The sequence below is a fragment of the Pseudomonas sp. efr-133-TYG-103a genome (assembly GCF_030209235.1).
Taxonomy (GTDB): Bacteria; Pseudomonadota; Gammaproteobacteria; order Pseudomonadales; family Pseudomonadaceae; genus Aquipseudomonas.
The window spans coordinates 48,617-71,681 of sequence record NZ_JARVSK010000003.1 but is presented as its reverse complement, the minus strand read 5'-3'; the positions used below and the strand labels follow the sequence as shown (position 1 = coordinate 71,681).

The 23,065-nt window shown below is 60.1% G+C and carries 16 protein-coding genes; 13 read left to right on the top strand and 3 right to left on the bottom strand.

The window, feature by feature from the left end; all coding sequences use genetic code 11:
* Positions 1–42: 42 nt before the first annotated feature.
* The gene (locus QRN36_RS02575; protein ID WP_373568688.1) at positions 43–2,517 is read right to left on the bottom strand and encodes a penicillin-binding protein 1A; all 2,475 of its coding nucleotides are present in this window, start codon (positions 2,515–2,517) and stop codon (positions 43–45) included.
* Positions 2,518–2,726: 209 nt separating this feature from the next.
* On the opposite strand from QRN36_RS02575, the gene QRN36_RS02570 reads away from it, so the two are divergent.
* The 11 genes from QRN36_RS02570 to hemE all read left to right on the top strand — a co-directional run bounded on the left by QRN36_RS02570 (position 2,727) and on the right by hemE (position 18,683).
* On the top strand, positions 2,727–3,791 hold the full coding sequence (locus QRN36_RS02570) for a pilus assembly protein PilM (protein WP_285422692.1): 1,065 nt from the start codon (positions 2,727–2,729) through the stop codon (positions 3,789–3,791).
* Positions 3,791–4,357 carry a PilN domain-containing protein gene (locus QRN36_RS02565; protein WP_285422691.1) on the top strand — a complete coding sequence of 189 codons (567 nt, stop codon included), beginning with the start codon at positions 3,791–3,793 and terminating at the stop codon, positions 4,355–4,357. Before QRN36_RS02570 ends, QRN36_RS02565 begins: the two co-directional genes overlap by 1 nt.
* Entirely contained in the window at positions 4,354–5,001 is a 648-nt protein-coding gene (pilO, locus tag QRN36_RS02560) for a type 4a pilus biogenesis protein PilO (RefSeq protein ID WP_285422690.1), read from the top strand. Before QRN36_RS02565 ends, pilO begins: the two co-directional genes overlap by 4 nt.
* Positions 4,998–5,525 (top strand): pilus assembly protein PilP, encoded by a 528-nt coding sequence (locus QRN36_RS02555; RefSeq protein WP_093465348.1) that lies wholly within the window; start codon positions 4,998–5,000, stop codon positions 5,523–5,525. Before pilO ends, QRN36_RS02555 begins: the two co-directional genes overlap by 4 nt.
* A gap of 53 nt (positions 5,526–5,578) precedes the next feature.
* Positions 5,579–7,654 carry a type IV pilus secretin PilQ gene (pilQ, locus tag QRN36_RS02550; RefSeq protein ID WP_285422689.1) on the top strand — a complete coding sequence of 692 codons (2,076 nt, stop codon included), beginning with the start codon at positions 5,579–5,581 and terminating at the stop codon, positions 7,652–7,654.
* 4 nt (positions 7,655–7,658) lie between these two features.
* Positions 7,659–8,177: a shikimate kinase AroK gene (aroK, locus tag QRN36_RS02545; RefSeq protein WP_093465345.1), complete on the top strand. Its 519-nt coding sequence runs from the start codon at positions 7,659–7,661 to the stop codon at positions 8,175–8,177.
* 130 nt (positions 8,178–8,307) lie between these two features.
* Positions 8,308–9,411, top strand: a complete 1,104-nt coding sequence (gene aroB / locus QRN36_RS02540; RefSeq protein WP_285422688.1) for a 3-dehydroquinate synthase — start codon at positions 8,308–8,310, stop codon at positions 9,409–9,411.
* Between the two features lie 10 nt (positions 9,412–9,421).
* Positions 9,422–11,044, top strand: coding sequence for an AAA family ATPase (locus tag QRN36_RS02535; protein ID WP_093465339.1), 1,623 nt, complete (start codon positions 9,422–9,424; stop codon positions 11,042–11,044).
* Positions 11,045–11,441: 397 nt separating this feature from the next.
* Positions 11,442–15,887: a glutamate synthase large subunit gene (gene gltB, locus QRN36_RS02530; protein WP_285422687.1), complete on the top strand. Its 4,446-nt coding sequence runs from the start codon at positions 11,442–11,444 to the stop codon at positions 15,885–15,887.
* 120 nt (positions 15,888–16,007) lie between these two features.
* On the top strand, positions 16,008–17,426 hold the full coding sequence (locus QRN36_RS02525) for an FAD-dependent oxidoreductase (protein WP_285422686.1): 1,419 nt from the start codon (positions 16,008–16,010) through the stop codon (positions 17,424–17,426).
* Positions 17,427–17,618: 192 nt separating this feature from the next.
* Positions 17,619–18,683, top strand: coding sequence for a uroporphyrinogen decarboxylase (hemE, locus tag QRN36_RS02520; protein ID WP_285422685.1), 1,065 nt, complete (start codon positions 17,619–17,621; stop codon positions 18,681–18,683).
* 210 nt (positions 18,684–18,893) lie between these two features.
* Here the strand turns inward: hemE and QRN36_RS02515 are convergent, their stop codons facing one another.
* Positions 18,894–20,162 carry an MFS transporter gene (locus QRN36_RS02515; RefSeq protein ID WP_373568686.1) on the bottom strand — a complete coding sequence of 423 codons (1,269 nt, stop codon included), beginning with the start codon at positions 20,160–20,162 and terminating at the stop codon, positions 18,894–18,896.
* 117 nt (positions 20,163–20,279) lie between these two features.
* Here QRN36_RS02515 and QRN36_RS02510 point away from each other — a divergent pair, with 117 nt between their 5' ends.
* Positions 20,280–21,170, top strand: coding sequence for a LysR family transcriptional regulator (locus tag QRN36_RS02510; RefSeq protein ID WP_285422684.1), 891 nt, complete (start codon positions 20,280–20,282; stop codon positions 21,168–21,170).
* Positions 21,171–21,205: 35 nt separating this feature from the next.
* On the opposite strand, the gene QRN36_RS02505 is transcribed toward QRN36_RS02510, so the two are convergent.
* Positions 21,206–21,814, bottom strand: a complete 609-nt coding sequence (locus QRN36_RS02505) for a hypothetical protein (RefSeq protein ID WP_285422683.1) — start codon at positions 21,812–21,814, stop codon at positions 21,206–21,208.
* Between the two features lie 167 nt (positions 21,815–21,981).
* Between QRN36_RS02505 and QRN36_RS02500 the strand changes: the two genes are divergently transcribed.
* Positions 21,982–22,761: a ParA family protein gene (locus QRN36_RS02500; RefSeq protein WP_285422682.1), complete on the top strand. Its 780-nt coding sequence runs from the start codon at positions 21,982–21,984 to the stop codon at positions 22,759–22,761.
* Positions 22,762–23,065 lie beyond the last annotated feature (304 nt).

Sequence of the window (23,065 nt, the reverse complement as noted above, 5' to 3'; positions counted from 1 at the left end):
GCCCGGCGTCAGTCTTCGCGAGCAAGCTCGCTCCTACAGGGATCAGAACAAGTCGATCGGCGCCGATTCGTCTGCCGGCAGCGGACTGCCCGGGGCCGGGCTGCCGTTGAGTTCGTTCACGCTAGGTGGCGTGTCTTCGCTCTTGAACAGTTCAAAGAACGCACCTGCCGTGCTCGGCGTGGCGGAGCGGCCGCTGACCGGGTCGATACGCAGGCTGAGAATGCCATCCGGCTCGGCCTGGACGTGCGGCGGCTTGTCCTTCAGTGCTGCGCTCATGAAGTTCATCCAGATCGGCAATGCAACCGTGCCGCCGAACTCATGACGCCCCAGGCTTTCCGGCTGATCGAAGCCGGTCCAGACCGTCGTCACGTAATCGGCGTTATAGCCCGAGAACCACGCGTCTTTCGAATCGTTGGTGGTGCCGGTCTTGCCTGCGATGTCCGGGCGATTCATGGCCAGTGCACGACGGCCAGTGCCGCGCTTGATGACGTCCTGAAGCATGCTGTTGAGAATGTAGGTCGTACGGCCGTCAACGATGCGCTCTGCCACAACGGGCGCAGGCGCTACGCCGGAGGTGTCCAGCGCATTCGGCGCGGCGTTGGCGGTCAGGGCCGGAGTTTCCGGGGCGGCGTAAGTTGAAGCGCTGCTGATTGCTGCCTCGCTTACCGCTTTTGGATTCGGATCATTGGCCGGAACGGTCGCCGGATTGGCGACGAACAGCGTCTTGCCTTCGCGGTCCTCGATCTTGTCGATCAGGTACGGACTGACCTTGTAACCGCCATTGGCGAAGGTACTCCAGCCGCTGACGATTTCCATCGGCGTCAACGTCGCGGTACCCAAGGCCAGCGACAGGTTAGGCGGCAGGTCCTGCTTGTTGAAGCCGAAACGGGTGATGTAGTTGATCGCCGTGTTCACGCCCAGGCTTTGCAGCAACCGGATCGACACCAGGTTGCGCGACTTGTAGAGCGCTTCGCGCAGGCGAATCGGACCCAGGAAGGTGCCAGTGTCGTTTTTGGGACGCCAGACCTTGTCGACGGCTTCGTCGACGAACACGATCGGCGCGTCGTTCACCAGGCTTGCCGCGGTGTAGCCGTTATCCAGCGCGGCCGAATAAAGGAACGGCTTGAAGCTGGAGCCCGGTTGGCGTTTGGCCTGCATCGCGCGGTTGTAATTGCTCTGTTCAAAGGCAAAGCCGCCGACCAGCGCACGAATCGCACCATTTTGTGGGTCCAGCGACACCAGCGCGCTTTGCGCCTGCGGGATCTGGCTGAATTTCAGGGAGTTGTCAGGCTGGCGCTGAACCCGAACCAGATCGCCGACATGGGCGACGTCCGACGGCTGCTTGGGATTGGCGCCGACGCTGTTGGTGTTCAGGAACGCCTTGGCCCATTTCATGCTGTCCCAAGCGACGGTTTCTTCCTTCTCGCCGTTGCGAGTCAATACGCGGATTCCGGTCTTGTCGACCTGGCTGACTATGGCCGGCTCAAGACCGCTGATCGGACGCTGCTTGGTCAGTTCCTGCACCCAGCCGTCGCGTGTCAGGCCCGGAAAACGGCTCTCAGGCCCGCGATAGCCATGGCGCTGGTCATATTCGATCAGGCCGTCCTGAACGGCTTTGTTGGCGTCTTCCTGAAGATTGCTCGGAACGGTAGTGGTGACGCGGAAACCTTCTGTGTAGGCTTCGCTGCCGTAGCGACCGACCATCTCGGCGCGGGCCATTTCGGCGATGTACGGCGCGTTAACTTCCGGGCTTTGAACGTGGTAGCTGGCGTTGATAGGTTCGGCCAGGGCGGTCTGATAGGTGTTCTGGTCGATCTTGCCCAGCTTGAACATGCGGCCCAGAATCCAGTCGCGGCGCTCTTTGGCGCGAACCGGGTTGGCCAGTGGGTTGAATCGTGACGGTGCCTTGGGCAGGCCGGCGATCATCGCCATCTGGGCAACGCTCAGGTCGCGGATCGATTTGCCGTAGTAAACCTGTGCTGCGGCCTCGATGCCATAGGCCCTGTTGCCCAGGTAGATTTTGTTGACGTAGAGCTCGAGAATCTCGTCCTTGGTAAGTTGGCGCTCGATTTGCAAGGCCAGAAGAATCTCGGTGGTTTTGCGCGAAAAGCTGCGCTCGCTGGTCAGGAAGTAGTTCTTGGCGACCTGCATGGTGATGGTCGAGCCGCCGGACTGGATGTGACCGCTTTTGACCAGCTGACTGGCCGCGCGCATAAGGCTGCTTGGATCGACGCCATAGTGATTGGCGAAGTTGTCGTCTTCGGCCGAAAGAAGGGCGTGAATGAAGTTGGGCGGAATATCGGCGAAGCGGATCGGAGATCGACGCATTTCACCAAATTCGGCGATCAGTTTGCCGTCGCTGCTGAACACCCGCAGGGGGATCTGCAGCTGGATATTGCGCAGCGCGTCGACCGACGGCAGGTTCGGAGCCAGGTACAGGAAGGCGCCGCTCAGACCGAGCAGCAAGCCGCAGACGATAGCGACGATGGACCACCAGAAAAATTTCAGCAGGCGTATCAAGGCTTTTGGATTTCCAGAAAAAAGAATGGGTTAAGCGCAGGCATTTACAAATGAACACGCCTTGAAGCTTTGCTACACGAAAAAAACGCTGGGCATTATAAGCATTTTTCGTCGTCGAGAGTTATTTGCGCTACTGTCAAGGCTGCCGACAGTGGTGTTGGACAAAAAAATATCCGTAAGTGACGGAAACGCATAGGGAATCGGTTGTGTTCGAACTCTTCAGTAAGAAGGCCAATACCCTTCTAGGGATCGATATAAGCTCCACCTCGGTAAAGCTCCTTGAATTGAGTCGTTCCGGTACCCGTTACAAGGTTGAGTCTTACGCGGTGGAGCCGCTGCCGGCAAACGCCGTGGTCGAGAAAAACATTGCCGAGCTCGAGGGCGTTGGCAATGCGTTGACGCGTGTGCTCGTCAAAGCCAAGAGCAACGTCAAAATTGCGGCGGTTGCCGTGGCTGGATCGGCGGTAATTACCAAGACCATCGAGATGGACGCCGGCCTGTCCGACGACGAGATGGAAAACCAGCTCAAAATTGAAGCCGATCAATACATTCCCTATCCGCTGGAAGAAGTCGCCATCGATTTCGAAGTCCAGGGCTATTCGGTACGTAATCCAGAGCGTGTCGAGGTGCTGCTGGCAGCGTGCCGAAAGGAAAACGTCGAGGTTCGCGAAGCTGCGCTTGCACTGGCAGGCCTGACCGCACGTGTCGTCGACGTCGAGGCCTATGCGCTGGAGCGCTCGTTTGGCCTGCTCTCCGCGCAACTGGGTCAGGATCACGAGCAATTGACCGTCGCCGTCATTGATATCGGCGCGACGATGACCACCCTCAGCGTTCTGCACAATGGCCGCATCATCTATACCCGCGAGCAACTATTCGGCGGCCGTCAGCTGACCGAAGAAATCCAGCGCCGTTATGGCTTGTCGGTCGGGGAAGCGGGACTAGCGAAAAAACAGGGCGGTCTGCCCGACGACTATGTGCTGGAGGTGCTGCAGCCGTTCAAGGATGCAGTGGTTCAGCAGGTTTCCCGATCTCTGCAGTTCTTCTTCGCCGCCGGGCAGTACAACCGTGTCGACTACATCATGCTGGCGGGCGGGACGGCCTCCATTGCCGGACTGGATCGACTGATCCAGGAACGCCTCGGCACGCCGACCATGGTCGCCAACCCCTTCGCCGACATGGCCCTGAGCGCCAAGGTGAACGCTGGCGCGCTCGCCAGTGATGCGCCGGCGCTGATGATTGCGTGCGGTCTGGCGTTGAGGAGTTTCGACTGATGGCACGGATCAACTTACTCCCTTGGCGTGAGCAGCAGCGCGAAGAGCGCAAAAAGCGTTTTCTTCTGGCCCTGGTCGGCGTGCTGGTGGCTGGCATTGGCGCCATACTGCTGGCTGATCAATATTTGAGCAGCGCCATCAGCCATCAAAATGCGCGTAACCAGTACATCAAGACGGAAATCGTCCAGCTGGATGCACGCATCAAGGAAATCAGCGAGCTGAAGGCCCGCCGCAAGCAACTGCTGGAAAGGATGAAGATCATTCAGGATCTGCAAGGCAACCGGCCAATCATCGGGCGCATCTTCGACCAACTGGCGCGTACGCTGCCGGACGGTGTGTATTTCAGCGAAGTGAAGATGAACGGGCAGCTGATCAGTATTTCCGGCGCGGCCGAGTCCAACAATCGCGTGTCGGATCTGCTGCGTAATCTGGATGCGTCCGACTGGCTCGAGGCGCCAAGTCTGACTGAGGTGAAAGCCAACAGCGCTGCTGGCGTGGATCAGTCCAACACTTTCCAGTTGACCGTGCGTCAGACGCAGCCCGCTGTCGATGGAGTCAAGCCATGAACATGAAGGAATGGCTGGACAGCCTGCGCAAGATCGACCTCAACGACCTGGACCTGAACAACATCGGCTCGTGGCCGGCAGCGGTGAAAACCATCGCTGGCGCGCTGTTGCTGGTGCTGGTGCTGGCCGGTGGTTACTTTTTCTACATCCAGGACATGCAAACCCAGCTGGATCAGGCGCGTCATGATGAAACCGCGCTCAAGGAGCAATTCTCGAGCAAGGCGTTCCAGGCGGCCAACCTGACGGCTTACAAAACCCAGATGGTGGAGATGGAAAACACCTTCGGCGCGCTGCTTCGCCAGTTGCCCAGCGACACCGAAGTACCGGGCCTGCTGGAGGACATCACCCGGACCGGGCTGGGAAGCGGCCTTGAGTTCGAGGAGATCAAGCTGCTGCCCGAAGAGGCTCAACAGTTTTACATTGAGTTGCCGATTCAGATCACCGTAACCGGCAGTTACCACGACCTGGCGACCTTTGCCAGCGGCGTTGCCAGTCTGCCGCGGATCGTCACGCTGCACGATTTCGAAATCAAACCGGTCGACGCCAAGTCTCCTGCGAAGCTGCGCATGAGCATCCTTGCCAAGACTTATCGCTACAACGACAAGGGACTTCAGAACATCGACAGCAAAGGGCCAGCGAAATGAGGGCGGTGCGGTGGTTGTGCATCGGCGTCACGCTGATGGGGCTGGCAGGTTGCGACAGCTCGAACGAATTCGATGACCTGAAACAATTCATGAGTGACGTGCGTGCGCGTCCGGTGGGCGCAATCGAGGCCATGCCGAAATTCCGTCCGTACGAGGCGTTCACCTACGCGGCGGCGAGCCTGCGCAGCCCGTTCCAGCCGCCGATCAAGATTGATCTGGTGAACCGGCAGAAGGGTTCGCATCTGGTCCAGCCTGATCCGACGCGGGTCAAGCAGTTCCTGGAAGGCTTCAATATCGATGGTTTCGAAATGGTCGGTACGTTGAGCAACGAATCCGGTATGTTCGCGCTGCTTCGCGGGGCAGGCGGCGTGCATCGAGTGAAGGTGGGTGATTACCTGGGACGAAATGATGGCCGCATCGTGGCGATCACCGAGTCGGAGGTCCAGGTAGTGGAAATCGTTCCGGATGGAGAGGGGGCGTGGCTTGAGCGACCGCGCAGCATTTCCCTGAAAGAACGCTCATGAAGACGACAAGCAAGCGAAGCACCTTCAGATCGGCACAGTGGTGGAAACTGAACATGACTAGGATTCTTTCGATTATCGGCGTATCGCTATGGATGGCGATGCTTTCCCCGATTCTCCAGGCGGCGAACCTCAAGACCCTGGATGTCGCTGCGTTGCCAGGGGACCGGGTCGAATTGAAACTGTCATTCGACGGCCCGGTTGCCGCGCCGCGTGGCTACACCACCGAACAGCCAGCGCGCATTGCGCTGGACCTGCCAGGCGTGACCAGCCAGTTGGCGATCAAGAGTCGTGATCTGGGCTCGGGCAATGCTCACAGCGTTGTTGTGGTCGAAGCCAAGGATCGCACGCGGGTCATCATCAACCTAACCACGCTTGCGCCTTACAGCTCTCGGGTCGATGGCAACAACCTGTTTGTCGTCGTCGGCCAAGGCGCGGCTTCGGCACAAGCTTCGCAGCCAAGCACTGCCCAAGGTGCGCCGCGAGTCAGCGTTCCGCCTGCTGCTCCGAAGGCCGCTGCGCGCGCCTATGCGCCGGGCCCCAGAGCGGTCAAGAACGTTGACTTCCAGCGCGGTGAACTTGGCGAAGGCAACGTCATCATCGAGCTGAGCGACACTGGGATTGCGCCGGACATCCAGGAGCAAGGCGGCAAGATTCGTGTCGACTTCGCCAAGACCCAATTGCCCGATCCACTGCGCGTGCGTCTGGACGTCAAGGATTTCGCCACGCCGGTGCAGTTCGTCAACTCAAGTGTCACCGGCGACAAGACGAGCATTTCCATTGAGCCGTCCGGCGCGTTCGATTATTCCGCCTATCAGACCGAGAACAAGCTGACCATCAGCGTGCGCCCACTGACCAATGAGGATCAGGAGCGTCGTAACGCGGAGAAACTGGTGTACACCGGCGAGAAGTTGTCGCTCAACTTCCAGGACATCGACGTTCGCTCGGTGCTGCAGCTGATCGCTGATTTCACCAACCTCAACCTCGTCGCCAGCGACACCGTTCAGGGCGGCATCACGCTGCGCCTGCAAAACGTGCCGTGGGATCAGGCGCTGGACCTGGTGCTCAAGACCAAAGGCCTGGACAAGCGCAAGATCGGCAACGTCTTGCTTGTCGGCCCGGCTGACGAAATCGCCGCCCGCGAACGTCAGGAACTGGAGTCGCTCAAGCAGATCTCCGAGCTGGCGCCGTTGCGTCGTGAGTTGCTGCAAGTCAACTACGCCAAGGCCGCCGACATCGCCAAGCTGTTCCAGTCGGTGACGAGCGCGGAGTCCAAATCTGACGAGCGCGGTTCGATCACGGTCGACGAGCGTACCAACAACATCATCGCCTACCAGACGCAGGACCGTCTGGACGAGCTGCGCCGCATCGTTTCGCAACTGGATATCCCGGTCCGTCAGGTCATGATCGAGGCGCGCATCGTCGAGGCCAACGTTGACTACGACAAAGCACTGGGCGTGCGCTGGGGCGGGTCGAGCACCCATGGCAACTTCACCGCTGGCGGGAACGGCACCGTCACCGGCGCCGGCAACACCAACGGGCCCTATGTGGACATGGGCGTGAGCAACCCGACGTCGACGATAGGCCTGGGCTTCCTGACCAACAACACCATTCTTGACCTTGAACTGAGCGCGATGGAAAAGACCGGTAACGGTGAAGTGGTCTCCCAGCCAAAGGTCGTCACCTCGGACAAGGAAACCGCGAAAATCCTGAAAGGTACGGAAGTGCCGTATCAGGAAGCCAGCTCCAGCGGTGCCACGTCGGTCTCCTTCAAAGAGGCCTCGCTCTCGCTGGAAGTGACGCCGCAGATCACGCCGGACAACCGCATCATCATGGAAGTGAAAGTCACCAAGGATGAGCCTGACTACGTCAATACCGTGCTCGGCGTGCCGCCGATCAAGAAGAACGAAGTCAACGCCAAGGTGCTGGTCGCGGACGGCGAGACCATTGTAATTGGTGGTGTGTTCTCGAATACGCAGAGTAAAGTCGTCGACAAGGTGCCATTTTTGGGCGATGTGCCGTATGTTGGCCGCCTTTTCCGGCGGGATGTGGTCTCGGAGAAAAAATCCGAGCTGTTGGTGTTCCTCACTCCGCGTATCATGAACAACCAGGCGATTGCTGTGAGTCGTTGATTCTGTGCGAAATTTAATACTTGTGGGACCGATGGGTGCTGGCAAAAGCACCATCGGTCGCCTGCTGGCCAAAGAGCTTCGACTGCCGTTCAAGGATTCCGACAAGGAAATCGAGCTGCGAACGGGCGCCAATATCCCGTGGATCTTCGACAAGGAAGGTGAAGCGGGCTTTCGAGACCGTGAACAGGCCATGATCGCCGAGCTGTGTGCGTTCGATGGCGTCGTGCTGGCGACAGGTGGCGGCGCGGTCATGCGTGAAGAGAACCGTCGTGCATTGCACGCTGGCGGCCGGGTGGTCTATCTCCACGCCTCGGTCGAGCAGCAAGTGGGCCGCACGGCGCGGGACCGTAACCGGCCGCTTTTGCGCACCGCCGATCCCGCACGCGTGCTGCGTGAGCTGCTGGCGATCCGCGATCCGCTTTACCGCGAGATTGCCGATGTCATCATCGAAACCGATGAGCGGCCACCGCGTATGGTGGTTCTTGACATCCTTGCTCTGTTGGCAGAGCTTCCTCCCCGTTAAAGCGCAGACGGAAATGCGCTATCCTCGGCGACCATAAAAAGCAGGGTCGCCTTATGGCCTTGCGCCATAGTCGGTGTCGGCGTCCTGAAGGCGTACACAGACATCCAATCGTTCAACAGTGTGGGGACACATGCAGACACTTAAGGTCGAGCTTGGCGAGCGCAGCTATCCGATTCACATTGGCGAAGGCTTGTTGGATCGGCCCGAACTGCTCAAGCCATACATTGCCGGCAAACAGGTAGCAATCGTTTCCAACGCGACAGTTGCGCCGCTGTACATGGAGCGCCTGAGCAAGTCGCTGGCCGGTTATAACGTCCTGCCCATCGTGCTTCCCGACGGCGAAGCCTTCAAGAACTGGGAAACCCTGCAGCTCATTTTCGACGCCCTGCTGACAGCGCGCCATGACCGGCGCACCACCGTGATCGCGCTGGGTGGCGGCGTGATCGGCGACATGGCAGGTTTTGCCGCTGCCTGTTATCAGCGCGGCGTGGACTTCATTCAGGTCCCGACAACGTTGCTCTCGCAAGTGGATTCTTCGGTCGGCGGCAAGACCGGGATCAATCATCCGCTGGGCAAAAACATGGTGGGTGCCTTCTATCAGCCCAACGCTGTGCTGATCGATACCTCGTCGCTGAACAGCCTGCCTGAGCGTGAGCTGTCTGCGGGGCTGGCCGAGGTCATCAAATACGGCCTGATTTGTGACGAACCATTCCTGACATGGCTCGAAGACAATGTGGACAAGCTTCGCGGGCTGGATCAGGCGACGCTTACGACCGCCATCGAGCGCTCATGTGCGGCAAAGGCCGCGGTGGTGGGCGCCGATGAACGCGAATCCGGTGTCCGGGCCACGTTGAATCTGGGCCACACCTTCGGCCACGCCATCGAAACCCATATGGGTTACGGCGTGTGGCTGCACGGTGAGGCCGTTGCAGCGGGTACGGTCATGGCGCTTGAAATGTCTTCGCGTCTTGGCTGGATCACGGAGCAGGAACGAGACCGCGGTATCCGTCTGTTTCAGCGCGCCGGCTTGCCGGTGGTGCCGCCTGAAGACATGACGCCTGAGCATTTCCTCGAGCACATGGCGGTGGACAAGAAGGTGATTGACGGTCGTCTGCGCCTGGTGCTGTTGCGCCGCATGGGTGAGGCAGTGGTGACCGACGAATATCCAAAAGAAGTACTACAGGCCACGCTGGTTGCGGACTACCGCGCCTTGGTGGATCAGCTTAGAGGTTAATGAGAAATCCATGACTAGTTTGCACGCCGATGAGGCCTTCCTCGGTCATTACCAATTGAGTCATGACCCCTTTGCTACGCGGGTCCCCGGCTTCAAGTTTTTCCCGGCCCAGCGCAAGCCCGTGCTGGGTCAGCTGCATCATCTGGCCCGTTACAGCCAGTTGCTGTTGCTGGTCACAGGCCCTCACGGAAGCGGCAAGACCTTGCTGCGTCAAGCGCTGGTGGCAAGCACCAACAAGCAGTCGGTGCAAAGCGTGGTGGTCTCGGCGCGTGGCGCTGGCGATGCCGCGGGCGTCCTGCGTCAGGTCGCTCAGGCGCTGAACGTCGCCCAGCCGGAAATGCAGGCAATCCTTTCGCAAGTGGTGCAGCTGGCGCTGACCGGGCAGGAAGTCTACGTGCTGGTGGACGATGCCGAACAACTGGGCGAATCGGCACTCGAAGCGTTGATGGGATTGGCGGCAGGCACGCCTGAGGGGCGTCCACACGTGTTCCTGTTCGGCGAGGCTTCGATCATCGATCGTCTGGATCAGCTGTGCGCCGAGAGCGGTACAGAGGAAGAGCGATTCCACGTTATCGAGCTTGCGCCGTACACAGAAGAAGAAACCCGTGAGTATCTGGCTCAGCGGCTGGAGGGTGCCGGTCAAGGCATCGAAGTATTCAGCGCCGAACAGATCGCCGATATTCACGAACAATCCAATGGATGGCCGGGCGCGATCAACCAGGTCGCGCGCGATTCGATGATCGAAGCCATGATCGCCAGCCGCTCTGCGGTCAAGCGTCCAAGTATGGGGTTCAAAATGCCTAAGAAACACGTGTTGGCTTTGGGTGGGGTTGTTGTCGCGGCAGTATTGGCGGCGTGGTTGATTCCAGGTCGTAACAATGCACCGGCGACAGCGCCCGCAAACTCCCAGGCACAACTGCCGCTGGGTCAAGGCCAGGCGCCTGCTCAGCAATCGAACAACGGCGGTCCGGCAATTGAATTCGCCGGTAACTCGCAGCCGATGCCGCTACCGTTGGTCGGTAACTCCCAGCCGGTGATGCGCGGTCCTCTGGCCGAAGCGGCCGGCTCGGGTGAAGGCGATGGAGAAGATGGCGGTCCAGCCGCTAACCAGTCGCTGCAGCCGCCGACCGTCACCACCACCGCTCCGCCTGCGGGCGCTGCGGCGGGTCCTGCGCCGCAGATGGCCCAGACGCCGGTGCCGACGCCGCGCCCTGCGCCAGCCGCCAAACCGGCTCCGGCACCTGCGCCTGCGGCGAAGCCTGCACCTGCGCCGACTCAGGTAGCGACCGCCAAGCCGGCGCCGACCCCGGGCGCCAAGCCAGCTGCGGCAGCCTCTGCGTCTGCGGGTGGCACCTGGTACGCGGGTCAGGCCCCGACGCATTACGTTGTGCAGATCCTGGGGACCAGCTCTGAAGCCACGGCGCAGAGCTATGTCAAAGAGCAGGGCGCCGAGTATCGTTATTTCAAGAAAACCCTGCAGGGCAAGCCGCTGTATGTGGTGACTTACGGCAGTTTTGCGGACCGCAACGCGGCCCTCGCCGCTATCAAGGTCTTGCCAGCGAAGGTTCAGGCTGGTAAACCTTGGCCTCGCACTGTCGGCAGTATCCAACAGGAACTGGCCGCAGCTCGCTGATGACGCAGCAGACAGGCATGTAAACGCTCACCCGCTTTACATGCCCGGACCTTACCCAGGTCGCTCGCATGGCACTCCCGAATATCACGCATGAGCGTGCTGCCAATGAGCAGCGCGCCTTGCGGCGTCTGCGTCTCAGGCGCGTATTGAACTTCGGGCTCTCATTGGTCAGACTCGCAACAAAGCTCTGACTAGCACGAGAATCGTTTTTAAACCTTTCATGAATGCGACATAAATTTGCGACGTTTCGTCGCCAAATTTGTGAGGTTTTGTGTCGGTGTGTACAATGACCTCCCTTTTGCTCCCGCAAAGCTGGCGTACGTTCAGCGTGGACGGTAAATGGTTGAATTGAAAAGAAATTTGCCTCGTTGAGAGGCAGCCTGGTGAGAATGTGTCTATGAAAGCAGGTCTGTACCATCCAGAAGAATTCAAGGATAACTGTGGTTTCGGCCTGATCGCCCATATGCAAGGCGAGCCCAGTCATCACCTGTTGCAGACGGCTATCGAAGCCCTGACCTGCATGACCCACCGTGGTGGGATCAACGCCGACGGCAAGACCGGTGACGGTTGCGGGCTGTTGATTCAAAAACCCGACATGTTCCTGCGCGCTGTGGCCAAAGAGCACTTCAGCGTCGAGCTGCCGCGCCAATATTGCGTGGGCATGGTCTTCCTCAATCAGGACGACGCCAAGGCTCAGGCCGCCCGCGAAAACATGAACCGCGAAATCCTCGCCGAAGGCCTGACGTTGATCGGCTGGCGCGAAGTGCCGATCGACACCAGCGTGCTGGGCCGTCTGGCGCTGGAGCGTCTGCCCAAGATCGAGCAAGTGTTCATCGGTGGTGAAGGCCTGAGCGATCAGGAATTCGCGATCAAGCTTTTCTGCGCCCGTCGCCGTTCGTCGGTATCCAACGCCGCCGACACCGATCACTACATCTGCAGCTTTTCGCACAAAACCATCATCTATAAAGGCCTGATGATGCCGCGTGACCTCACGGCATTCTATCCAGACCTCAACGACGAGCGCCTGCAGACCGCGATTTGCGTGTTCCACCAGCGCTTCTCGACCAACACCCTGCCCAAGTGGCCGCTTGCTCAGCCATTCCGGTTCCTCGCCCACAACGGCGAGATCAACACCATTACCGGCAACCGGAACTGGGCGCAGGCCCGTCGTACCAAGTTCAGCAACGACCTGATGGACCTGGACGAGTTGGGCCCGCTGGTGAATCGCGTGGGTTCCGACTCTTCGAGCATGGACAACATGCTGGAGTTGATGGTGACCGGCGGCATCGACCTGTTCCGCGGCGTGCGCATGCTCGTGCCGCCTGCATGGCAGAACGTTGAAACCATGGACCCGGATCTGCGTGCGTTCTATGAATTCAACTCCATGCACATGGAACCGTGGGATGGCCCGGCCGGTATCGTGATGACCGAAGGTCGCCACGCGGTCTGCCTGCTCGACCGTAACGGTCTGCGTCCGGCGCGCTGGGTCACCACCAAGAATGGCTACATCACCCTGGCTTCCGAGATCGGCGTGTGGAACTACACCCCGCAAGACGTCATCGCCAAGGGCCGCGTAGGGCCGGGGCAGATCTTCGCCGTGGACACCGAAACCGGCCAGATCCTCGACACTGACGCCATCGACAGCCGCCTGAAGTCGCGCCACCCGTACAAGCAGTGGCTGCGCAAGAACGCGCTGCGCATTCAGGCGACCCTGGAAGATCACGACCACGGTTCGGCGTTCTACAACCCTGATCAGCTCAAGCAGTACATGAAGATGTTCCAGGTCACGTTCGAGGAGCGCGATCAGGTGCTGCGTCCGCTGGGCGAGCAAGGTCAGGAAGCGGTAGGCTCGATGGGCGACGACACGCCGATGGCCGTGCTGTCGCGCCGCGTGCGCACGCCGTACGACTATTTCCGTCAGCAGTTCGCGCAGGTCACTAACCCGCCGATCGACCCGCTGCGCGAAGCGATCGTGATGTCGCTGGAAGTCTGCCTCGGTGCCGAGCGCAACATCTTCCAGGAGTCGCCAGAGCACGCTTCCCGCGTGATCCTCAGCTCGCCGGTCATTTCGCCGGCCAAATGGCGCTCGCTGATGAACCTGGATCGTCCGGGCTTCGATCGCGCGATCATCGATCTGAACTACGACGAGAGCATGGGCCTTGAGGCCGCTGTGCGTAACGTTGCCGATCAGGCCGAAGAGGCCGTTCGCGCCGGTCGTACCCAGATCGTGCTGAGCGACCGTCATATTGCGCCGGGCAAGTTGCCGATCCATGCGTCGCTGGCCACTGGCGCGGTTCACCACCGCCTGACCGAAAAAGGCCTGCGCTGCGACAGCAACATCCTGGTCGAAACCGCGACCGCTCGCGATCCGCATCACTTCGCTGTACTGATCGGCTTCGGCGCTTCGGCGGTCTACCCGTTCCTGGCTTACGAAGTCCTTGGCGACCTGATCCGCACCGGTGAAGTGCTGGGCGATCTGTACGAAGTCTTCAAGAACTACCGTAAAGGCATCACCAAGGGCCTGCTCAAGATCCTGTCGAAGATGGGCATCTCGACCATCGCCTCGTACCGTGGCGCCCAACTGTTCGAAGCCATCGGCCTGTCCGAGGAAGTCTGCGAACTCAGCTTCCGTGGCGTGCCGAGCCGCATCAAGGGCGCGCGTTTCATCGACATCGAAGACGAGCAGAAAGCGCTGGCCGGCGAAGCCTGGAGCCCACGCAAGCCGATCCAGCAAGGCGGTCTGCTGAAGTTCGTGTACGGCGGCGAGTACCACGCTTACAACCCTGACGTCGTGGCGACGCTGCAAGCGGCCGTGCAACAGGGCGACTACAGCAAATTCAAGGAATACACGGCGCTGGTGGACAATCGTCCGGTGTCGATGATCCGCGACCTGTTCAAGGTCAAAGAGCTCGACACGCCAATGAGCATCGACGAAGTCGAGCCGCTGGAAGCGATCCTCAAGCGCTTCGATTCGGCCGGCATTTCGCTGGGTGCGTTGTCGCCCGAAGCGCACGAAGCGCTGGCGGAGGCGATGAACCGTCTGGGCGCGCGTTCCAACTCGGGCGAGGGCGGCGAAGATCCGTCGCGCTACGGCACTATCCGCAGCTCCAAGATCAAGCAGATCGCGACCGGTCGTTTCGGCGTGACCCCTGAATACCTGGTCAACGCTGACGTCCTGCAGATCAAGGTCGCGCAGGGCGCCAAGCCGGGCGAGGGCGGTCAATTGCCAGGCGGCAAGGTCAACGGCCTGATTGCCAAGCTGCGTTACGCAGTGCCGGGCGTGACGCTGATTTCGCCTCCGCCCCACCATGACATCTACTCGATCGAAGACTTGTCGCAGCTGATTTTCGACCTCAAACAGGTCAACCCGGCGGCGCTGGTTTCGGTGAAGCTGGTAGCGGAAGCGGGCGTGGGCACCATCGCCGCGGGTGTGGCGAAGGCCTACGCTGACCTGATCACCATTTCCGGCTACGACGGCGGCACGGGCGCCTCGCCTCTGTCGTCGATCAAGTACGCCGGCGCGCCATGGGAAATCGGTCTGGCCGAAACCCATCAGACCCTGCGCGGCAACGACCTGCGCGGCAAGGTCCGGGTGCAGACCGACGGTGGTCTGAAAACCGGTCTGGATGTGATCAAGGCCGCGATCCTCGGCGCCGAAAGCTTCGGCTTCGGCACCGCGCCGATGATCGCACTGGGCTGCAAATACCTGCGCATCTGCCACCTGAACAACTGCGCCACCGGCGTGGCGACTCAAAACGACAAGCTGCGCAAGGATCACTACATCGGCACCGTCGACATGGTGATCAACTTCTTCACATACGTGGCGGAAGAAACGCGTGAGTGGCTGGCGAAACTGGGTGTCCGCTCGCTGGAAGAGCTGATCGGCCGTACCGACCTGCTCGACATCCTGCCGGGCGAAACCGCCAAGCAGCAGCACTTGGACCTGACGCCTCTGCTGGGCAGCGACCATGTGCCGGCTGACAAGCCGCAGTTCAGCCTGGTAGACCGCAACCCGCCGTTCGACAAAGGCCTGCTGGCCGAGAAGATGGTGGAGCTGGCCAAATCGGCTATCGAGGGTAAATCCGGCGGCGAGTACGAACTGGATATCTGCAACTGCGACCGTTCCATCGGCGCGCGGATTTCCGGTGAAATCGCCAAGCTGCACGGTAACCAGGGCATGAAAGACGCTCCGGTCACCTTCCGCTTCAAGGGCACGGCGGGTCAGAGCTTTGGCGTATGGAACGCCGGTGGCCTGAACATGTACCTGGAAGGCGACGCCAACGACTACGTGGGCAAAGGCATGACCGGCGGCAAGCTGGTCATCGTGCCGCCCAAGGGCAGCCCGTTCAAAACCCAGGACAGCGCCATCATCGGCAACACCTGTCTGTATGGAGCCACGGGCGGCAAGCTGTTTGCCGCTGGCACCGCAGGCGAGCGTTTCGCGGTCCGTAACTCTGGCGCCCACACCGTTGTGGAAGGCACTGGCGACCACTGCTGCGAATACATGACCGGCGGTTTCGTCTGCGTGCTGGGCAAGACCGGCTACAACTTTGGTTCGGGCATGACCGGTGGTTTCGCTTACGTGCTGGATCAGGACAACACCTTCGTTGACCGGGTCAATCACGAACTGGTTGAAATTCAGCGCATCAGCGGCGAAGCGATGGAAGCCTATCGCAGCCACCTGGAGCGCGTTCTGGCCGAATACGTGACAGAAACCGACAGCGAGTGGGGCCGTAATCTCTGGGAAAACCTGGATGACTACCTGCGCCGCTTCTGGCTGGTCAAGCCCAAGGCCGCCAACCTGAAGTCGCTGTTGTCCAGCACCCGTGCAAATCCGCAGTGAAGCAGCAGCAAGCTACAAGCTTCAAGCCGCAAGTTAACGGCAGTGCGTGATTTGCCTGCGAACATGGTTCTTACGGCTGCAGGTGTGTGACCTGCAGCTGTTGTGTAGAGGTTCTAGAGAATGGCTGAACGTCTGAGTAACGACTTCCAGTTCATCGATGTCGGGCGTAAAGACCCGAAGAAGAAACTGTTGCGGCAACGCAAGAAAGAGTTCGTGGAAATCTACGAACCCTTCAAACCCCAGCAATCGGCCGATCAGGCCCACCGCTGCCTGGGTTGCGGTAACCCTTACTGTGAATGGAAGTGCCCGGTGCACAACTTCATTCCCAACTGGCTCAAGCTGGTCTCCGAAGGCAACATCCTTGCGGCTGCCGAGCTGTCGCACCAGACCAACACCCTGCCGGAAGTCTGCGGTCGCGTGTGCCCGCAGGACCGTCTGTGTGAGGGCGCGTGCACGCTGAACGACGGTTTTGGCGCGGTCACCATTGGTTCGGTGGAGAAGTACATCACCGATACAGCGTTCGCCATGGGCTGGCGTCCGGACATGTCCCGTGTCGTACCGACCGGCAAGCGCGTTGCGATCATCGGTGCCGGCCCTGCGGGTCTGGGCTGCGCCGATGTACTGGTGCGCGGCGGCGTGACCCCGGTCGTGTTCGACAAGAACCCCGAGATCGGCGGCCTGCTGACCTTCGGTATCCCGGAGTTCAAGCTCGAGAAGAGCGTGCTGAGCAACCGTCGTGAAGTGTTCACCGGCATGGGGATCGAGTTCCGCCTCAATACGGAAGTCGGCAAAGACGTCACCGTTGACCAGTTGCTGGAAGAGTACGATGCCGTTTTCATGGGCATGGGCACTTACACCTACATGAAGGGCGGCTTCCCGGGTGAAGACCTTCCGGGCGTGCACGACGCGCTGGATTTCCTGATCGCCAACGTCAATCGCAACCTGGGCTTTGAAAAGTCGCCGGAGGCGTTTGTCGACATGAAGGGCAAGAAGGTCGTGGTACTGGGCGGTGGCGACACCGCGATGGACTGCAACCGCACGTCGATCCGTCAGGGCGCCAAGTCGGTTACCTGTGCGTACCGTCGTGACGAAGAAAACATGCCGGGCTCGCGCAAGGAAGTGAAGAACGCCAAGGAAGAAGGCGTGAAATTCCTCTACAACCGCCAGCCCATCGCCATTGTCGGTGAAGACAAGGTCGAGGGCGTGAAGGTTGTCGAGACGCGTCTGGGTGAGCCCGACGCGCGTGGTCGCCGCAGCCCTGAGCCGATTCCAGGCTCCGAAGAGATCATCCCGGCTGATGCCGTGGTCATCGCCTTCGGTTTCCGCCCAAGCCCGGCGTCGTGGTTCGAGCAGCACAGCATCGAGACTGACAGCCAGGGCCGCGTGGTAGCGCCGGAGCAAGGCAAGTTCAAGCACCAGACCAGCAACCCCAAGATCTTCGCCGGTGGCGACATGGTCCGCGGTTCCGATCTGGTGGTGACTGCCATCTTCGAAGGCCGTAATGCGGCTGAAGGGATTCTGGATTACCTGGGCGTGTAAACACGGCAGCTTCGAGCTGCAAGCCACAAGCTGCAAGCCGTGCGCGTACTGCTCCTGCTTGTGGCTTGAAGCTTGCCGCTTGTGGCTGGCCCCATGCGACAAATCGACCCGATAAATAAAAGGCACGGTACTGACCGTGCCTTTTGCGTTGGTGTCTGAGAAAATGCCCGCACTTTTTTTCCGGATGCCGCCATGACTGCCCTGAAGAACGACCGTTTCCTTCGCGCCCTGCTCAAGCAACCCGTAGACGTCACGCCGGTATGGATGATGCGTCAGGCGGGTCGCTACCTTCCGGAATACCGCGCCAGTCGCGCCAAGGCCGGGGACTTCATGAGCCTGTGCATGAATCCGGCGTTCGCCTGTGAGGTGACCCTGCAACCGCTGGAGCGTTACCCGCTGGACGCGGCGATCCTGTTTTCGGACATCCTCACCATTCCCGATGCGATGGGCCTGGGCCTGTACTTCGAAACGGGCGAAGGGCCGCGCTTCAAGAAAACCGTCACCACACTGGCCGATATCGAAGCGCTGCCGATTCCGGATGCGCAAAAAGACCTGGGCTACGTCATGGATGCGGTCAGCACCATTCGCCGCGAACTCAACGGCCGCGTGCCCTTGATCGGCTTCTCGGGAAGTCCGTGGACACTGGCGACTTACATGGTCGAAGGCGGCTCGTCCAAAGACTTCCGCAAGTCCAAGGCCATGCTCTACGACAATCCGCAGGCCATGCACCTGTTGCTGGACAAGCTGGCACAGTCGGTCACCGCTTACCTGAACGGCCAGATCCTGGCAGGGGCGCAAGCCGTGCAGATCTTCGACAGCTGGGGTGGCAGCCTCTCGGCGGCGGCGTATCAGGAGTTTTCCCTGGCCTACATGCGCAAGATCGTCAACGGCCTGATCCGTGAGCACGACGGGCGCAAGGTGCCGGTGATTCTCTTCACCAAAGGCGGCGGCCTGTGGCTGGAAAGCATCGCCGACGCTGGCGCCGATGCGTTGGGCCTGGACTGGACCTGTGACATCGGTGAAGCCCGTCGTCGCGTGGGCGGCAAAGTCGCACTGCAAGGCAACATGGACCCGACCGTGCTGTATGCGCGTCCGGAGGCCATTCGCCAGGAAGTCTCGAACATCCTCGCCAGCTACGGCAGCGGCACTGGTCACGTCTTCAACCTCGGCCACGGCATCACGCCTGAGGTCGACCCTGCCAACGCAGGTGCCTTCATCGAAGCCGTGCACGAGCTGTCAGCGAAATACCACCAGTAAGCGCTGAACCTCACCTATAAAACGCCCGGACTTGCCGGGCGTTTTCATTTGGGTGGGGTCATGCTGCTTGGAATTCCCACGGCGTGTAGATCCTGTCAGCAGTTGTCGAGATCGTCATAGGAGTAAAGCGTGAATCAAATATTCACGCCTTACTGCCAGGCCATGTGGATGCGGAAGATGTGAAACGAATCCAGGGTTTGTAGGACAGACTCAAACCTTCACGTTCACTGCCAATGGTGGCACTTTCGCGAGTTTCAGCGCGGCGCCCAAGGCAATCAGCAGCAGGATGCCGATGAAGATGCCGATGCCATTCCAGCCCGCGTAGTGCCAGAAGACGCCGCCGCCGGTGCCGGCCACGCTGGAGCCGACGTAGTAGCTGAACAGGTACAGCGATGATGCCTGGCCCTTGGCCTTGATGGCGCGACGGCCGATCCAACTGCTGGCGACGGAGTGAGCGCCGAAGAACCCGAAGGTAAACATCAACACGCCGACGATGACGATCGCCAATGGGCTGAAGAGGGTGAGTGTCACGCCGACGAGCATCAACAGAATCACGGCCCACAGCACGTTGCGGCGGCCCAGTTGATCGGCGAGCGCACCGATTTTCGCGGAGCTGTAGATGCCCGACAGGTACACGACAGAGAACAGGCCAACGACCGCCTGACTCAGGTTGTACGGATCTGCGAGCAGTCGGTAGCCGATGTAGTTGAACAGCGTGACGAAGGCGCCCATCAACAGGAAACCCTCCAGAAACAGCCACGGCAGGCCGGCATCGCGAAACTGCAAGAGGAAGCCGTCCAGCAGATTGCGGCCGTTGAGTGGACGAGCGCGGAAATTGCGCGACGGCGGCAGAATCTTCCAGAACACACAGGCGGCTGCCAGCGCGATGACGCCCATGATCGACAGCGATGCATGCCAGCTGACGAAGTCGCTCAATACGCCAGTGATCACGCGACCGCTCATGCCGCCAATCGCGTTGCCTCCGATGTACAGGCCCATCGCCAGGCCGATGTGTTGCGGATGGATTTCTTCGCTCAGGTAGGTCATTGCCACGGCAGCCAGCCCGCTCAACGATAATCCGACCAGCGCGCGCATGAACAGCACTCCTTCCCAGGTTGGCATGATCGCGCTGGCGATGGTGAAGATCGCGGCCGAAAACAACGAGAAGACCATCACTGACTTGCGCCCCAGCCGGTCAGAGATCGGTCCGGTGATCAGCAGGCCGATGGCGAGCATCGCGGTGGACACGGAGAGGATCATGCTGCTCTGCGCAGCGTTGATGGAAAAATCGCGGGACAACACCGGCATCATGGGCTGGACGCAGTAGAGCAGGGCAAACGTCGCGAATCCGCCGGAAAACAGTGCCAGTACGGTGCGAATGAACGCGGGGGTGTCTTTTTCAATATAGGCGTCGCCGAGCGGGATGGCGGCTTCGATGACCTCGGAAGCGGGCGCGGCGGCAGATGCAGCAGTATTCACAGGTGACCTCAGAAGGGGAGCAGTGCGGCGATAGGAAAAAGCATATAGCCCGCTAACGATCCTTTCCAATATATTGTTCGACCTGTTTGATAGCTTCTACGACCTAATGAGATCGCCATGGAATTACGCCATCTGCGTTACTTCATCGCGGTGGCTGAAGAGCTGCACTTCGGGCGTGCCGCTGAATCCCTCGGGATCTCTCAGCCGCCCCTCAGCCAGCAGATTCAGGCACTTGAGCAGGAACTGGGGGCGCCTCTGTTCGAGCGCACGAATCGACGCGTGGCGCTCAGCGAAGCCGGCCGACTGTTCCTCGATGAGGCGCGCCTGGTGCTGGCGCAGGTCGAAAAGGCCTCTGACGTCGCGCGAAGAGCGCAACTCGGCGAGCTGGGCGAGCTCAAAATCGGCTTCACCGCGTCGGCGCCTTTCACCTCGAGCATCCCCAAGGCCATCTTCGCCTTTCGCCAGCGTTACCCCGCCGTGCACTTGGCGTTGCAGGAAATGAGCAGCAAGGAAGTCGCGGAGCGACTGGAAGAAGAGTCGATGCAGGTGGGCATCATGCGGCCATTGCCGTTGCCGGACTCACTGGTTGCCGTCGAATTGTTGCGCGAGCCGCTGGTGGCGATTCTGCGGTCCGATCATCCGCTGGCCGAGGGCAGCGCTGACGGTATCCACCTCAGGGAGCTGGCGAGCGAGCCGTTCGTGTTTTTTCCACGTACCTATGGCAGCGGGCTGTATGCGCAGTTGCTGAGTCTTGCTCGAGAGGCAGGCTTCAGTCCTTTGTTCACTCAGGAAGCAGGCGAAGCCATGACCATCATCGGGCTGGTGGCGGCAGGACTGGGAGTCACCGTCCTGCCGGCCTCGTATCAGCGCATGCGCATCGACGGTGTGGTGTACAGGACTTTGCTCGACCCGGATGCCACGTCGGCGGTCTGGCTGGTGCAACGCCGGGATCAGAAATCGCCGATGGCCAAGGCTTTCATCGAGCTGGTGACGCGCAAGGCCGGGTGAGGTCTCGACATGTCGCTGGCTTGCGCGGCGCGGAGTCAGCGGCTTGCCTTGCCTCTTGCAGGGCTCAGCAGATAGCTCGTGCCATCAGACAGCGTCACACGGAAAAAGCCCTCAGAGGCGTAGCTGACCTGCCAACGTCCCTCAAGGCTTCTCTCATAAGGTTGCAGTGCAACGCCCGGGTAGACGAACCGCACTTCTTGCACGGAAGTCAGCGCGAACAGCACTGCGCCGAATAAATCCCGTGCATCGTAGTCGGCATCCGATTTGGCTCTGTCTTGCCAACCGTCGTTCGTGAGGTCCTGTTTGGCGAGCAGCGTTCCGGATGCACCGGTCAGGGTGAAGCGCACGCCGTGGTCTCGTTTCTTGATTTCCAGCAGTGGGGCTTGTTGTCCGTCATCCGGCTGATGTTGGGCATGCAGGACAATTGGCAGCTTCAAATGAGGCACCTGCGCCGGCAGCGTTTCTCGGTCAGCGCACGCGCCCAGCAGCAACAGCATGCTGGCCAATAACAGGTTTCGGATCATCGACTTACCTACGATTTTGAAGGGCGCCGCCAGCGTTTGCGCAATCGGCACATGGCAGGCGGGCGCAGCGGCCGTCATTATCGGGCCGTTACCGCATACAGGCAAATCATGGTCACGCAAGGCGATACCGTGATGGAGCCTTCCGCCGTTTGCCCGCTGCAGTTGTCGTCCGGTTATCCGATTTCTCCTGGACACTCGCCCTTGTTGCCCGGATTGCCTAGACTCGGGACCATTCATGCGGTCGCCGGGCGACCCTTCATGGCAAGACAACGACAGGGAGTTCCTACATGCGGCGTGTGGTGTTCAATCAGAAAGGCGGCGTCGGAAAATCCAGCATCGCCTGCAATCTGGCGGCAGTCAGTGCTCATGAGGGTTACCGTACGCTGCTGATCGACCTGGATGCTCAGGCAAACTCGACGCAATACCTCACGGGGCTGACCGGCGAGGAAATCCCGATGGGCATCGCCGACTTCTTCAAGCACACGCTGTCTTCGGGACCCTTTTCCAAAAAGAACCAGGTGGACATCTACGAGACGCCCTTCGAGAACCTGCACGTGGTGACGGCCACGGCGGAGTTGGCTGATCTGCAGCCCAAACTTGAGGCCAAGCACAAGATCAACAAACTGCGAAAGCTGCTCGACGAGCTCGACGAAGACTACGACCGCATCTATCTGGACACGCCTCCAGCGTTGAATTTCTACGCCGTTTCCGCGCTGATCGCCGCCGATCGCGTGCTGATACCCTTCGATTGCGACAGCTTTTCCCGTCAGGCCCTGTATGGCCTCCTGAAAGAAGTGGAAGAGCTCAAGGAAGACCACAACGAAGACCTGGAGGTGGAGGGCATTATCGTCAACCAGTTCCAGTCACGTGCCAGCCTGCCGCAGCAGATTCTCGACGAACTGATCGCCGAGGGGCTGCCGGTCCTGCCGGTTTATCTCAACAGTTCGGTCAAAATGCGCGAGTCTCATCAGGCCAATATGCCGCTGATCCATCTGGATCCCCGGCATAAGCTGAGCCAGCAATTCGTTGAGTTGCACCATTTGCTGGAGAGCAATACTGCGCATTGAGACCGCGATCAAGTGCCCGGGTTTCAGAGTCCTCGATGCCCGACTGGGTGTCTTCTCGCTAGTGTGGCTCTCGGGCGCGCAATCGCCTGAAGAGCCTGATAATCACGCGATATGCAATGACCGCGGCGACTAGGTCAATCAACCACATGGTGGGAAAATAGAGGTTTTCCGGGTTGGATATACCCAGAAGATTCGCCGCATGCATCCAGTATTCGAGTTGTGCCAACGGCATGGGATATGGATACGTATGCAGAAATAGAACCGCTGATGTCAGCAAGGTTAAAAATAGTAAAACCCTGCACGC